This window comes from Gottfriedia acidiceleris (assembly GCF_002128425.1).
Taxonomy (GTDB): domain Bacteria; phylum Bacillota; class Bacilli; order Bacillales; family Bacillaceae_G; genus Gottfriedia; species Gottfriedia acidiceleris.
The window spans coordinates 90982-104858 of sequence record NZ_NESS01000002.1; the positions used below are offsets into that span (position 1 = coordinate 90982).

A 13877-nucleotide genomic window follows, 5' to 3' on the forward strand; every position below is an offset into this window, starting at 1 on the left:
TGATCAAAAAAAATTTAAAAATAGCAAGCAATTCTCACAAATTGCTTGCTATTTTTTTATTGTCTTTTTTTCGTCTTTTTATTGTTTAACTTATAATCAGCTGAAAGTGGCTCTTGTGCAGTTTCTTCATTAAAACCAGCAGCTTTTCCTTGCTCTTTTGAAGCTGATATTCCGCTACCAGAAATATTTTTACGTCTAGACATGATTATTCCTCCTTTAATAAGGCCATTTTCGTAAACATTTTTATTGAATAAGTTTGAAAACTGCCTTTTATAATCATATTCTTTCCTTTATCTTTTTAAGTAATCTAAAAATTTAAATGGTAATTAATGTGAGATGTAAAAATTTGTTCAATGTCAGCACCTAATAATAGGTGTTTTTTTATATAAAATGTTGTTCAGGATTAAAGGCTTGTGAAAAAACGATATCTTTTGGACTATTTATTCAAACCGAATTTTAATTTTATGAATATATTGGCTTATGTGTACAATTTGATTGTTTATTAAGAAGTGATCAAAGTATGAAAGCAAGCGAAGTATTTACTAAGGATAAGTCTTCCTAAGTAGGTTGGCTTTTTAAATTTATTTAAAAGGAGAAATCAGAAATGACAAATCCAACTTATCACGAAAGAAATTTATCAAATATAAATAAGCTAGCTCCAAACACAAAGCAAGCAGCTTTAAAGTGGTACAATTACTGTATAAAAAACAATATCAATGTTTTAATTTACGAAACGACTCGAACAAAAGAACGTCAAGAAGAACTAGTTGATAATGGTAAATCCCAAACTAGAAAGTCATATCATATTGTAGGTCAAGCATTAGATTTTGTTCCAATTGTAAATGGTAAAGAAGGATGGAACTCATACGATTCTGAACCATTTAAATCAGCTATTAAATATGCTAAATCGATTGGCTTTACATGGGGAGGAGACTGGAAAGGATTTGTAGATGAGCCACATTTACAATTTGAACACAAAGGATATGGTACTGATAAAGTATTAGAAGCTAAACCTCCTGCATATCCAGGAACGATTTTGAAATCAGGTTCAAAAGGAAATAATGTTAAATTAGTTCAAAAAGAATTAGGAATTACTGCAGACGGTATTTTTGGTCCAATTACGGATCGAGCAGTACGAAACTTTCAAAAGAAAAATGGGCTGACTGTAGATGGAAAAGTAGGCCCGAAAACTTGGGCAAAATTATTTGACTAAGAAAAGGATCATATTTTCATTTCATTAGCATTAAATACTAAATTTAGTTTCCAAAGTGTAAAAATAAAACTTAGTTCAAACCCTTTATCAGTTTTGATACAGGGTTTGTTTTACTTCCTAGTGTTTTTAACTTTATAAAATTTGATGTTTTACAGTTTCACACGTTCAAGAATCACATTTGTTCACAATTTTTTTAAAACTTAAATTAATTATATTGATATAAACTTTGATATAATTGGGTAAAAGATTATTAAAGTAACTTAGATTTTAAAGGTCATAAGGAATTCTTATTGCAAATGATAAGTTACTTGTTATTTACTTATGATACACATTGTAATAATATATTATTGTAAGGTATTGAAAAGTTTGGATAGTAAATATATTCAGACATTTTTTGCTTAATAGGGGGAAGAAAACATGGGGAAAAATGACGTTTTCAAATCTCGTTCGACATTTACTGCGAACGATAAAACTTATCATTATTATCGCTTAAAAGCAATTGAGGAAGCTGGAGTAGCTAAAATCGGTAAATTACCTTATTCGATTAAAGTGTTACTAGAATCAGTTCTTCGTCAAGTAGATGGAAGAGTAATTACAAAAGATCATGTTGAAAATTTAGCAAAATGGGGAACAAGCGAGCTACAAGATGTAGATGTTCCGTTTAAACCTTCTCGTGTTATTTTACAAGACTTTACAGGTGTACCAGCAGTAGTTGACTTAGCTTCATTACGTAAGGCAATGGCTGATATGGGTGGAGACCCAGAAGTAATTAATCCAGAAATTCCAGTAGATCTAGTAATTGACCACTCTGTAATGGTTGATAAAGCTGGTTCAGCTGACGCATTAGATTTTAATATGGATTTAGAATTTTCTCGTAACGAAGAGCGTTACCAATTCTTAAGCTGGGCTCAAAAAGCATTTAATAACTATCGTGCAGTTCCACCAGCAACTGGTATTGTACACCAAGTTAACTTAGAATACTTAGCAAATGTAGTACATGCAATTGCAAATGAAGAAGGTGAAGTTGTTGCATTCCCTGATACATTAGTAGGTACTGACTCTCATACTACAATGATCAATGGTATTGGTGTATTAGGTTGGGGTGTAGGTGGTATTGAAGCTGAAGCAGGTATGCTAGGCCAACCTTCATATTTCCCAGTTCCAGAAGTTATCGGTGTTAAATTAACTGGTGCTTTACCAAGTGGAACAACTGCAACTGATGTTGCGTTAAAAGTTACTGAAGTTTTACGTAAAAAAGGTGTAGTAAATAAATTTGTTGAGTTCTTCGGACCAGGTTTACAAAGCATGCCTTTAGCAGACCGTGCTACAATTGCAAACATGGCTCCTGAATACGGTGCAACATGTGGATTCTTCCCAGTTGATGCTGAGGCACTTAACTACTTACGTTTAACAGGTCGATCTGAAGAGCAAATTCAATTAGTAGAAGCATACTGCAAAGCTAACGATTTATTCTATACAGCTGACCTAGAAGATCCTACTTTTACTGATTTAGTAGAAATCAATCTTTCAGAAATCGAATCTAATCTTTCAGGACCAAAACGTCCACAAGACTTAATTCCATTATCTGAAATGAAAAAATCATTCCAAAAAGCAGTTTCTGCTCCAATGGGTAATGCAGGTTTCGGTTTAACTGAAGAAGCATTAGATAAAGAGGTAAATGTTAAATTTGAAAACGGTACTGAAACAACTTTTAAAACTGGTGCAGTAGCAATTGCTGCAATCACAAGTTGTACAAATACTTCAAACCCATATGTTATGTTAGGTGCTGGTTTAGTAGCTAAAAAAGCTGTTGAAAAAGGTTTAACAGTACCTGCTTATGTAAAAACTTCATTAGCTCCTGGATCTAAAGTTGTTAGTGGATATTTACAAGAAGCTGGCTTAATTCCTTTCTTAAACCAATTAGGATTTAATATCGTTGGTTATGGTTGTACTACATGTATCGGTAACTCAGGTCCATTAGCTCCTGAAATGGAAGAAGCTATTGCTGAAAATGATATGTTAGTAACTTCTGTACTTTCTGGTAACCGTAACTTTGAAGGACGTATTCACCCTCAAGTTAAAGGTAACTACTTAGCATCACCACCATTAGTAGTTGCTTACGCGTTAGCAGGTAATGTAAATATCGACTTCTCTGTTGAGCCAATTGGTCAAGATAAAGATGGTAACGACGTATTCTTAAAAGATATTTGGCCAACATCTGCTGAAGTTCAAGAAGTAGTTGCATCTACAGTTACTCCAGAATTATTCAAAAAAGAATATGAAAGAGTATTTGAAGATAACAAACGTTGGAACGAAATTCAAACTACAGATGATTCATTATACAAATGGGATAGCGAATCAACTTATATTGCAAATCCTCCTTTCTTTGAAGGATTATCAAAAGAGCCAGGCGTAGTTAAACCATTAGCTGGTTTAAAAATCGTTGGTAAATTCGGTGATTCAGTAACAACTGACCACATTTCACCAGCTGGTTCAATCGGTAAAACAACTCCTGCAGGACTTTACTTACAAAATAAAGGTGTTAAACCTGTAGACTTTAACTCATATGGTTCTCGTCGTGGTAACCACGATGTAATGATGCGTGGTACATTTGCTAATATCCGTATCCGTAACCAAATTGCACCGGGTACTGAAGGTGGATACACTACTTACTGGCCAACAGGCGAAGTAATGTCAATTTATGATGCAGCAATGCGTTATAAAGAAGATGGTACTGGATTAATGATCTTAGCTGGAAATGACTACGGTATGGGAAGTTCTCGTGACTGGGCTGCTAAAGGAACTAATCTTTTAGGTATCAAAACAGTTCTTGCTGAAAGCTTTGAGCGTATTCACAGAAGTAACTTAGTATTAATGGGTGTTTTACCACTTCAATTTAAAAATGGTGAAAATGCTGAAACATTTGGATTAACAGGAAAAGAAGTATTTGCTGTTAATGTAGATGAAAATGTTAAACCACGTGATCTTGTAAAAGTAACTGCAACAAAAGAAGACGGTACAACTGTTGAATTTGATGTAGTTGCTCGTTTCGACAGCGAAGTTGAAATTGACTACTACCGTCATGGTGGTATCTTACAAATGGTGTTACGTGATAAATTAAATAATTCTAAAGTAACTCATTAATTTGTACAGAAACACGGTCTTTATTGGACCGTGTTTTTTTGTTTTTTTAAAGAAATCATTATTAAATCTGTGGGCATCGCAAATAAAAACTGGATATCACAATTAAAACGTTGGAATCGCAATTAAATCTGAGGAATCGCAATCAAATTCTGGAAATCGCAATCAAATTCCGGTTATCGCAATTAAACAGACAAAAATAATCAAATTTTTATCAAAATGTTTAAAGAAGATTAAAAAAATCACGAATTAATAGGGCGTTGATGTAAAAAATATAAAAAAGTGGATCTATATAAAGATAATTTGAATGGAAATTAGTGTATAAGAGGTAATCTCTAGTAATATAGACTAAGAACCTATCCAAGCTTGTTCCACTTTTGTATTTATTATGGTTAAATAGAGTTAGTTCATTAAAAGGGTGATTTGTATGAAAAAAGTGATTCCTTTGCTGATACTTTTAGTTGCGTTAGGATATTCAACTTTTCAATTATTTGAGAAAAAAGAAGAGAAAAAAGTCAGTAATAATAATGATGCTTATATTGCTTCAATTCAAAAATTAGGTGTTCAAGTTGGACAGCAAGCACCTGACATACAATTGATGACATTAGACGAAAAGAAGGTTAATTTATCTTCGTTCAAGGGCAAGAAAGTAATATTAAATTTCTGGGCTACTTGGTGTCCTCCATGCCAAGACGAGATACCTGCATTAGAGAAATTCCATCAACAGCATAAGGATATTGAAATGATTGGTGTAGCGGATTATATTGGCGAGAAAAAGGATTTAAATTTTATTAAGAACTTTGTTAATAAAAACAGTATGAATTATCGAATTTTAATTGATGAAAATGGTGATAATTTTCGTAAATATGGTGTAATTTCAATACCAACTACATACTTTATTAACCCCAATGGAGAGGTAGTTTTTAAGCAAATTGGACCATTAAATGAAAAACAATTAAATGCATTTTTAAAATAAGAAAAAATTTACTAAAATGTAAGAAAACTCTTTTTTTTGGCAATACTAACATAAAAAGAAGAGGTGATTGTTTTGAGAAAGAAAAGACATAAATCGTTTCAAGAATTAATTCTTGAAAATAAAAATTCTCTATTAAATGATGAAGAAGCATTGAATAAAATATATGATCGACTAGAAGAACGTTTAGAAAGAAAAGCTAAAGCGGAGTAAATTGTTTCGAAAATCGAATTTTTGGGACTTTGTCTACACAAAAAAGAGAAGGGAATATTTCCTTCTTTTTTTGTTGTCAAAATCGGACATTTTTTTATTTCCTTTTACATATTTAAAGCAACAAAACTCATACTATCGCTAGGGGGGCGAAAAATATGGGTAATCCAAAAAAACATCCTAAAGATTTTGTACCAAATCATATTGGTACTCAAAACAAAGCAGCTGGTGGGAATAAAGGTAAACAAATGCAATATAAAGACCCTACTGGCAAACAGCCAATCGTAGATAACGGGTAATATCCAAAACACATTTTAAAATTGGAGTGATTTATGATGGAATGGAAACCAAATCCAGATGATCGTAGTGATAATGCAAATAAAATCCAAAATATGATTAATCATACGAAGGAAAATATTAAAGAAGCAGAGGCTTCAATGAAATTTGGAAATGAACAAGATCGTCAAAATGTATTGGCGAAAAATCAACGTCGCGAAGAAGCATTATCCGCATTAGAGAGCGAGCTAAAAGACGAGCAAGCATTTAATGATGCAAATGATTGATTAAAAAAAGAAGCTAGGTATTTAGAGTAAACCTCATAAATACCTAGCTTTTCTTTATGCTCTTTTAACGATATTAAAATTAGCTTCAAGAAGCTCCCAATTTTGAATAAACGGTAATCCTAATTTCCAATATGATATACCTCGTATATTCTCTTGCTTTATTAAGTTAAACTTAGCTTGAATTGATCTTGCATCTTCGAACCAAACTTCATGTTTTTGACCATTTGATTCTGTATAACGGAAATGAGGTGCTTTAGCTTTGTTATCAAAAAGGATTTCGTTTGTCATTTGAATTGCTAAGTTTGTAGCAGCTTCAGCACTTAATGCTTTAGCCATAGTACCTTGTTTAAATGGAACTTTCCAGTCAAATCCATATAAATTTTGACCCATTACAATTTTTGGTACAGGGATTACGGTCTTTGCATAATTAATTACTTTTCGAACTTGATCAATCGGCGATACGGCCATCGGTGGACCGCCTTGCCAACCCCAATCGTATGTCATGATTACAACGAAGTCCACAGCTTTACCTATATTAGCGTAATCATGAGCTTCATAAAATCTACCTTTTTGGGTTGAACTTGTTTTAGGTATTAAAGTAGCACTTAATATGAATCCTTGAGGCAGTCTTGATTTTACTTTATATAAAAAATTAATATATGCTACACGATCAGTCGAAGCAACGTCTTCAAAGTCTATATTTACTTCTCTGAATCCATATCTATTAGCCGTACTAATAATTGTATTTATCAATTTGTCTTGAACTGCAGGACTTTGTAATATATCGGTTGCGAGTGATGTTGAAAACTGTCCATTTTCAAGATTAGAGACAACCATCATATAAATACAGCGATTATCCTTTGCAATTTGAGGAATGTTTCCTAGCGGCGGTTCTGTTAGCGTACCATCTCTTTTTGCATCAAAGCTAAAATGTGCTAAATAGGTTAAAAACTTACCTTCTGTTCGAGCAGCTTCCTCAAGTGCAGGCCGAATTGGGTTTGAAGTAGGCTGTAAATAGCCTATTGACTCTATATTTCTTTTTTTACGTGGTGGAAGATGTAACTTTTGACCGACATGTAATGAAGCATATGGACTAATTCCGCTAAGGGTTGCAATTTGACTACTAGATACTCCATAAGTTAAGCCTAAATCAAATAAATTATCACCAGGTTGAACAAAATATTCATTTCCTGTAGTTGGTACAACAAGCGCTTGACCTTTTATTATTTTATAAGGAGCTACTAGAGCATTAGAATTAATGAGTGCTTGGCGTTCAACTCCATAAAAATCTGCAATACTCATTACTGTTTCTCCACTTTTTACAACATGAATTTGCATCAAGTTTATCTCCTTCCATTAAACGTAGATATTCGTCTCTATTAAATATATGCCAAATAGTTTGGATTAGAAGAGAATAGGTGGAAAAGCAAGTTGAAATTGATTTTGATAATAAAAACCCTAGCCGGTAGCTAGGGTTTGAGGGGAATTTTTATTTTTTTGATTCTTTATTGTTATTTGGATCAAGTGGAAATTGAATGATATTTGAACTACTACCTGAGACAGTAGGAAGCTTACCATCCCATTTCTCTGCTTTTTTATATTCAATTAACTCATTGGTTAATGATTTCTGAATCACTTGGTTCGCTTTTGCTTGACCTTCTGCCCGTATAAGCTGTGAATCGGCATCAGCCTTTGCTTCGACTTTTTTCTTTTCTGCTTCTATTCTAGCCGTTTCAAGTTCAATTTTTTTACGATCATTTTCTTGGGCTGCTTGAACACGTGCATCAATTGCATCCTGCGTTTTTGCATCTGGTTTTGGTGTTCCTAATGTTAGATTTTCAACAAAGAAACCAAGTACCTTTACATCGTCTTTATAAATTGTTTCAATATCAGCAGAGGCATTACTTGATTTCTCACCGTATAATTGTAAAACTGTGTACTTTGATACTGCAATACGTGCTGCATCTTGTAAACGTTTCTTTAAATATGTATCCTCAATTTCTTCAATTGCCACAGGTCCAAACTCATTAAACATTGATACTACTTTTGAGGAATCAATTTTATAGGTATAAGATAAATCCATTTCAATCCTTTTACCGTCTGAAGTAGCTAATGCAACATCTTTATATTCTACAGTACGTAGACGGACTGGGTATTCGGTAACTTTATCGAATAAACCAACGAAATTCCAACCTTGTGATAATGTATTTTTCTGTATACCACCATTTGGTGAATAGACAACTCCTACATAACCTGGCGTAATTTTTTCAATAAATAAAGTTGGAATTGTTACTAGTAAGATGAGTGCGATACCTGCGATGATTCCACCAATTAGCTTACGATTAAAAAATGAATTCTTTTTTTCATTTGGTCGAATTTCCATTATTTTTGTCCCCCTTATCTTTTAAAATATTTTTTACTTTAGCTGATTTCTCACCAATTTTTTCAAATGTTGGAGAAAGAAGAAGCCAAACTCCAAATAAAAGAAGAAGGATGATTATAATTGAACCTACTAAAACCTTCAGGGAAGATCGACCTCCTAATTTCAATTGTTAAAAAATCATTAGTTTATTATAAGGAAATTATAACATTTAGGATAAGTTAAAAAATAGAACAATTATTAATTTTTTGGTAAAGTATTCTGTAGAAGAATAAGAGGTGAATTTATGTTTGTTTCAGAGAAATTAGTTGAAGTAAGATATGCAGAAACAGATGCAATGGGTGTTGTGTACCATGCAAATTATTTAGTGTGGTTTGAAATTGGACGTACTCAATTAATAAAAGATTTGGGTTTTAATTATGCTGAAATGGAATCACAAGGTGTCATTTCTCCAGTGATTGATTTGAATGTTTCATATAAGAAAAGTCTACGATATGGACAGTCTGCGAAAGTAAAAACAAAAATAAAATCACTGACACCACTTAAAGTGATTTATGAATATGAAATTGTGAATGAAGAAGGAGATATTTGTTGTATAGGAAGTTCAACACATGTCCTTGTTCATAAAGAAACATTTAGACCGATTAAATTCAAGAAAATGTTCCCTGATTGGTTTGAAGCATATGAAAGAGCGATGGAGCAGGAATAAGGGAATAAAAGAGCAAAAAGTGCATGGATAAAAAAAGATTAGAGATGGAATATTTTATCTCTAATCTTTTCATTGAGGAACCAATTTTGTGCTTTTAAAATTTTACTTTTGGTTCTGTTTTTTCTCTAATTCTTTTTATATTCGGACGGTGTTTATAGACGACAAAGATGGTTAGTACGATTAAAATGTAAGTTATAATATAGTCATTGTCTTTAATTAGTCCCGTGTATTCCATTATAAAAGCTAAAATTGTACCTATAAAAGCTGTTAACATTGAAGAAAGTGATACGTATTTTGTTATTTTTAAACTAATTGCGAAGATGATAATTAGGGCTACAAAAAGTAGCGGGGATGCAAATAATAAAATTCCTGCTGAAGTTGCTACCGCTTTACCACCTCTAAAACCAGCGAATATTGGATACATATGACCGATTACAGCTATTAGGCCGATAATTAAAGGGTGAATTCCATGATAATGGAAAAATACGGGTAATGAAGCTGCTAGTGTTCCTTTTAAAATATCTCCAAGTGTTACAATAATACCTGCTTTTTTACCTAATGTGCGGAATGTATTTGTTGCACCAAGATTTCCACTACCGTGTTGACGAATATCTACTCCGTAAAATATTTTTCCAACTACTAAACCGAATGGTACAGATCCGATTAAATAGGCTAGTACAATAATGACCAAACTCATTTTCTAGCTCCTTTTCAAACAATAATAAATTAGTGCAGTATCATATGATTTTATCACAATTTTAAGCGAATATATAGATAATTGCTTTAGAATATTAATCCAAATGAAGAAACAAAGGACATTTTATATTAGGTAAAAGTTGTTTGATATCAATTTTAATGAAAGGAAAAAAATATGAATCCGACAGTTTTAATCATTGAAGATGAAAAAAGATTACGAGAAATCGTAAAAGAGTATTTTGAAAACGATCAATTTATTGTGATCGAAGCAGAAGATGGAGAACAAGGTATAAAGAAATTTAACGAAAATCAAGTAGATTTAATTATTTTAGATTTAATGCTACCGATATTAGATGGATGGGAAGTTTGTAAGATAATTAGAGAACAATCAAGTATTCCAATCATCATGATCACTGCTCGTTCAGAAGAAGAAGATCAATTACTAGGTTTTGATCTTGGAACAGATGAATATGTGACAAAGCCATTCAGTCCTAAAATTCTTGTTGCAAAAGCAAAGAGTGTACTTAGAAGAACAGCTGATCTGAAAGAAGACGATAAAGAATCTAAAACGATTTGTGGAATTACGATAAATACTTCCTCAAGGACAGCTTCAATTAATAATGAAATATTACAACTTACGAATAAAGAATTCGAATTATTATGTTATTTAATTGATAATAAAGGCATCGTATTAACAAGAGATCAATTATTGAATAATATTTGGGGCTTTGATTATTTTGGTGATGGAAGAACTGTTGATACACATATAAAAAAGCTTAGACATAAATTGGGAGACAAAGCAAAGCATATAGCAACAGTTATTAGAGTAGGCTATAAGTTTGAGGAGTAGAAGATGAAAAATAGTATAGTCCGTAAACTTTTTTTATCGATCACGTTATTATTAGTTATTTTTTTATTAATTGTATTTGTTGGTCAATCAATCTTTATGCAATCCTTTTATACGAATAAGAAAGTAAATATTGTAACTGAAGAACTAACACAATTTGCTAAAGGATATAAAGCAGGTAAGTTTAACAATAATCAATTTCAACAAGAACTAACCAAACTATATTCAAAGTACAATACTACTTTAGCAGTTTTAGATAAAAGTGGTGTACTAAAAGCTGAGAATAATTTTGATTTAACCGTTCTTACGAATGAAGGAAAAAAAGTATATGTACCTTTAAATAATCTATTATATTCGGATCAAATTGATAGTATTTTAGGGCTTAATATTAAAGAAAATTCGAGAATTACAATCCGAGGTTATGTTCAAGATGATTATTTTATTCCACTTTATATAAAAACGAATATGGGTGTGTGGCAAGAGGAAAATCAACCGTCTAACACAGTTCAAATGTCAACTAAAAATAGTCTTCAAGAAATGGTGAATATTGAAATTAAAGGGAAAGTTGTTAATTTACATTTACCTATTGCAAATCAATATACGTATTCAGCTCAAATGAACTCATTAATGGGTGCAATTACTGATTGGACAAAGAGTAATGAAGATTTTTCTAAATATAGTGAGGAAGATTTTCCATTAATTTATCGCTATTTAGATCGAGCAAATGGATTGGAAAATAAAGTTTTTATTTACCCAATTAGTACGATTAAAGGTTCTAAAGAAGTTATTTTTGCCATTACATCACTACAACCAGTAAATGAAGCAATGTACGTTTTAAAAGATTTTTATATTTACGCATTTATTGTTGCTTTATTATTAATAGTGATCGTTTCTTTTTACTATTCGAAATTGATTACTAAGCCTTTATTGAAAATGAATTCTGTAACAAATCAATTAGCAAAGTTAAATTTTAACGAGAAAATCGATATTCAATCAGATGATGAAATTGGACAATTATCAAAATCAATTAATTCATTATCTGAGAATTTAGCTAGTACAATTGAAAATTTACAGCAAGCAAATGTTAAATTAATAAAGGATATTGAAAAAGAAAAGCAGCTTGAGCAAATAAGAAAAGAGTTTATTAGTGGAGTTTCTCATGAGCTAAAAACCCCTTTAAGTATTGTGCAAAGTTATGCAGAAGGTTTAAAAGATGGATTAAATATTGAAAAAAATGGTTATTATGCAGATGTAATCCTTGAAGAAGTTGATCGGATGAACGGGTTAGTTGTAGATATGCTAGAACTTTCCAAACTTCAATCAGGAACATACACACTTAAAAGTCAACCTTTCTTAATTGTGGATTGCATAGAAAATGTGATTATTCGCATGTTTGAAAATAGTAGTAATCATTGTAAGTTTCATTTTAATTTAGACGAAGACACGTTAGTAATAGGTGAAAAAAGAAAAATAGAACAAGTTCTCATTAATATCCTTTCAAATGCAATTCATTATGGTAACCCAGGTAGTGTCATAAAAATGAATTTATTAGATGAAGGGGAATATGTAAATATCGCTATTTTTAATGAAGGTAATCCAATCCCTGCTGATAAAATTGATAAAATTTGGGATCGCTTCTATCGAATTGATGAATCTAGAAATAGACAAAATGGTGGAACAGGTTTAGGTTTAGCGATCGTAAAAACAATCCTTGACTTACATCATTCAACTATAAAAGTTCATAATAAGAAAGATGGAGTTGAATTCATTTTTAATTTGAAAAAATATTTAAATTAAATCAAAAAGTTCACAGCAAATACACATGAGTGGGTTAAATTAATATCAATCAAAGATACCTACATATTGGAGGAATGAATTATGGGATATTATGATGAAACAGATTTATATGATGAGAATCAAAATAATAATCATAAAAGACAAAAGAGAAGTAGACGTGGGGGGTATCCGCTTGTTACAGGGTTTATTGGAGCAATCATTGGAGCTGTAACGATCTCAGTAGTATCACCGGATATTTTTAACTTAACGAATAAAAATGCAAACTTATCAAATGACACGAATACTGTACCAACACAAGTTATTAATGTATCACGTGAAGATTTAACAACTACGATCCAAAATGCTCGCAAATTTGTAGTAGGAGTTAATAATTATCAATCATCAAATCCTTTTTCAATGGAAACACAAGAAGCTGGATCAGGTTCTGGTGTTGTTTATAAAAAAGTAGGAAATAAAGCTTTAGTAGCAACAAATAACCACGTTGTTGCTGGTGCAAAACAATTAAAAGTAAAAATGGCAGATGGTCAATTAATTGATGCTAAACTAGTTGGAACTGATGAATTATTAGATTTAGCTGTTGTAGCAATTGATGCAAAATATGTGACGAATATTGCAAAATTAGGTGACTCAGAAAAAATTAACGTAGGTGAAACTGCTATAGCAATTGGAAATCCACTTGGATTTTTAGAAAGTACTGTAACAGAAGGTATTGTAAGTAGTAAAGCTCGTGAAATACCACAAGATATCGACGGAGATGGAGTAGCTGATTACCAAACTCAAGTAATTCAAACGGATGCAGCAATTAATCCTGGTAATAGTGGTGGTGCATTAATCAATGCAAAAGGTGAAGTAATCGGGATCAATTCAAGTAAAATTGCTGAACAAGCTGTGGAAGGAATTGGATTTGCGATCCCAATGAATATTGCAAAACCAGCTTTAGATCAAATCGAAAAATTTGGTGAAGTTACTAGACCTGTAATGGGTGTAGGCTTAAAGTCACTTGATGAAATTCCTCAATTTAATATCGAAGAAACATTAAAATTACCTGGTTCAGTGACTAAAGGTGCAGTTGTTACGCATGTTGATCCAAATACACCTGCTGCGAAAGTAGGAATGAAACAATTAGACGTTATTGTTGCACTTGATGACAAACCAGTAAGTGACGTAATAACTGTAAGAGAATACCTATATTCTAACAAAAAAGTTGGAGATAAATTAAAGATTACTTATTACCGAGATGGTAAATTAAAAAATTCAACATTAACATTAGCTTCTAGTCAATGATTGACAGGCAATTGATTTAGGAAATATGATAAAAGAATAATAAATAAGCGAAAAGTGGGATCTT

At 31.8% G+C, this 13877-nt stretch carries 14 protein-coding genes and 1 pseudogene; 11 read left to right on the top strand and 4 right to left on the bottom strand.

What is annotated here, in order from left to right; all coding sequences use genetic code 11:
* Window positions 1-56: 56 nt before the first annotated feature.
* Window positions 57-203, bottom strand: coding sequence for a small acid-soluble spore protein O (sspO, locus tag B6K90_RS04335; protein ID WP_088011530.1), 147 nt, complete (start codon window positions 201-203; stop codon window positions 57-59).
* A gap of 401 nt (window positions 204-604) precedes the next feature.
* Between sspO and B6K90_RS23960 the strand changes: the two are divergent.
* The 7 genes and pseudogenes from B6K90_RS23960 to tlp all read left to right on the top strand — a co-directional run.
* Window positions 605-1072, top strand: a pseudogene (locus B6K90_RS23960) (M15 family metallopeptidase); the annotation flags it as partial.
* An 18-nt stretch (window positions 1073-1090) separates the two neighbouring features.
* Entirely contained in the window at window positions 1091-1213 is a 123-nt protein-coding gene (locus B6K90_RS24415; RefSeq protein ID WP_407920498.1) for a peptidoglycan-binding domain-containing protein, read from the top strand.
* Window positions 1214-1630: 417 nt separating this feature from the next.
* Complete coding sequence (gene acnA / locus B6K90_RS04345; protein WP_088011532.1) at window positions 1631-4357, top strand: aconitate hydratase AcnA; 2727 nt, start codon at window positions 1631-1633, stop codon at window positions 4355-4357.
* A 424-nt stretch (window positions 4358-4781) separates the two neighbouring features.
* The gene (locus B6K90_RS04350; protein WP_088011533.1) at window positions 4782-5330 is read left to right on the top strand and encodes a TlpA family protein disulfide reductase; all 549 of its coding nucleotides are present in this window, start codon (window positions 4782-4784) and stop codon (window positions 5328-5330) included.
* Window positions 5331-5402: 72 nt separating this feature from the next.
* The gene (locus B6K90_RS04355; RefSeq protein WP_082459651.1) at window positions 5403-5540 is read left to right on the top strand and encodes an FbpB family small basic protein; all 138 of its coding nucleotides are present in this window, start codon (window positions 5403-5405) and stop codon (window positions 5538-5540) included.
* A 155-nt stretch (window positions 5541-5695) separates the two neighbouring features.
* Entirely contained in the window at window positions 5696-5836 is a 141-nt protein-coding gene (locus B6K90_RS04360; protein WP_056476763.1) for an acid-soluble spore protein N, read from the top strand.
* A 36-nt stretch (window positions 5837-5872) separates the two neighbouring features.
* The gene (gene tlp / locus B6K90_RS04365; protein ID WP_407920494.1) at window positions 5873-6100 is read left to right on the top strand and encodes a small acid-soluble spore protein Tlp; all 228 of its coding nucleotides are present in this window, start codon (window positions 5873-5875) and stop codon (window positions 6098-6100) included.
* A gap of 54 nt (window positions 6101-6154) precedes the next feature.
* Here tlp and B6K90_RS04370 read toward each other — a convergent pair whose 3' ends face one another.
* Window positions 6155-7441: a glycoside hydrolase family 18 protein gene (locus B6K90_RS04370; protein ID WP_088011535.1), complete on the bottom strand. Its 1287-nt coding sequence runs from the start codon at window positions 7439-7441 to the stop codon at window positions 6155-6157.
* A 148-nt stretch (window positions 7442-7589) separates the two neighbouring features.
* Window positions 7590-8477, bottom strand: coding sequence for a prohibitin family protein (locus B6K90_RS04375; protein ID WP_170927393.1), 888 nt, complete (start codon window positions 8475-8477; stop codon window positions 7590-7592).
* Between the two features lie 289 nt (window positions 8478-8766).
* On the opposite strand from B6K90_RS04375, the gene B6K90_RS04385 reads away from it, so the two are divergent.
* The gene (locus B6K90_RS04385; protein ID WP_088011538.1) at window positions 8767-9189 is read left to right on the top strand and encodes an acyl-CoA thioesterase; all 423 of its coding nucleotides are present in this window, start codon (window positions 8767-8769) and stop codon (window positions 9187-9189) included.
* 94 nt (window positions 9190-9283) lie between these two features.
* Here the strand turns inward: B6K90_RS04385 and plsY are convergent, their stop codons facing one another.
* Window positions 9284-9886, bottom strand: coding sequence for a glycerol-3-phosphate 1-O-acyltransferase PlsY (plsY, locus tag B6K90_RS04390; protein ID WP_088011539.1), 603 nt, complete (start codon window positions 9884-9886; stop codon window positions 9284-9286).
* A 174-nt stretch (window positions 9887-10060) separates the two neighbouring features.
* Between plsY and B6K90_RS04395 the strand changes: the two genes are divergently transcribed.
* From B6K90_RS04395 to B6K90_RS04405, 3 genes are all read left to right on the top strand, one after another.
* On the top strand, window positions 10061-10735 hold the full coding sequence (locus tag B6K90_RS04395; protein WP_088011540.1) for a response regulator transcription factor: 675 nt from the start codon (window positions 10061-10063) through the stop codon (window positions 10733-10735).
* Between the two features lie 3 nt (window positions 10736-10738).
* Complete coding sequence (locus B6K90_RS04400; protein WP_088011541.1) at window positions 10739-12529, top strand: sensor histidine kinase; 1791 nt, start codon at window positions 10739-10741, stop codon at window positions 12527-12529.
* An 81-nt stretch (window positions 12530-12610) separates the two neighbouring features.
* Window positions 12611-13813, top strand: coding sequence for a S1C family serine protease (locus B6K90_RS04405; RefSeq protein WP_088011542.1), 1203 nt, complete (start codon window positions 12611-12613; stop codon window positions 13811-13813).
* Window positions 13814-13877 lie beyond the last annotated feature (64 nt).

What these genes read in the sequence shown, in the direction of transcription:
- B6K90_RS04360 (WP_056476763.1), top strand. Translation starts at nt 5,696, where the DNA reads ATGGGTAATCCAAAAAAACATCCTAAAGATTTTGTACCAAATCATATT.
- B6K90_RS04385 (WP_088011538.1), top strand. Translation starts at nt 8,767, where the DNA reads ATGTTTGTTTCAGAGAAATTAGTTGAAGTAAGATATGCAGAAACAGAT.
- plsY (WP_088011539.1), bottom strand. Translation starts at nt 9,886, where the DNA reads ATGAGTTTGGTCATTATTGTACTAGCCTATTTAATCGGATCTGTACCA.
- B6K90_RS04400 (WP_088011541.1), top strand. Translation starts at nt 10,739, where the DNA reads ATGAAAAATAGTATAGTCCGTAAACTTTTTTTATCGATCACGTTATTA.
- B6K90_RS04405 (WP_088011542.1), top strand. Translation starts at nt 12,611, where the DNA reads ATGGGATATTATGATGAAACAGATTTATATGATGAGAATCAAAATAAT.
- sspO (WP_088011530.1), bottom strand. Translation starts at nt 203, where the DNA reads ATGTCTAGACGTAAAAATATTTCTGGTAGCGGAATATCAGCTTCAAAA.
- B6K90_RS04395 (WP_088011540.1), top strand. Translation starts at nt 10,061, where the DNA reads ATGAATCCGACAGTTTTAATCATTGAAGATGAAAAAAGATTACGAGAA.
- tlp (WP_407920494.1), top strand. Translation starts at nt 5,873, where the DNA reads ATGGAATGGAAACCAAATCCAGATGATCGTAGTGATAATGCAAATAAA.
- B6K90_RS04350 (WP_088011533.1), top strand. Translation starts at nt 4,782, where the DNA reads ATGAAAAAAGTGATTCCTTTGCTGATACTTTTAGTTGCGTTAGGATAT.
- acnA (WP_088011532.1), top strand. Translation starts at nt 1,631, where the DNA reads ATGGGGAAAAATGACGTTTTCAAATCTCGTTCGACATTTACTGCGAAC.